1 pseudogene is annotated in these 235 nt (G+C 29.8%); it reads left to right on the top strand.

From position 1 onward, the window contains the following. Positions 1 to 18 precede the first annotated feature (18 nt). Positions 19 to 235, top strand: a pseudogene (locus tag KGF42_RS19655) (RNA-guided endonuclease TnpB family protein); the annotation flags it as partial.

Here is a 235-nt window from a genome sequence, read left to right as displayed (position 1 = left end):
GCTACAAAACAAGCTATTATGAATGGAGATAAAGCCTTCAAAGATTTCTTTAAAAAAACTAAAGGTTTTCCTAAGTTCAAGAAAAAGAAAAATCAAGATGTTAAAGCGTATTTTCCAAAGAATAACAAAACTGATTGGACTATTGAAAGGCATAGGGTCAAAATACCTACTCTTGGTTGGGTAAGACTAAAAGAATTTGGATATATACCAACAAATTCAATAGTTAAAAGTGGTA

Origin of the sequence: Clostridioides sp. ZZV15-6383, from assembly GCF_020657735.1 — a bacterium.
GTDB lineage: Bacteria > Bacillota > Clostridia > Peptostreptococcales > Peptostreptococcaceae > Clostridioides > Clostridioides difficile_D.
This window is presented reverse-complemented; position numbering and strand designations above follow the sequence as displayed.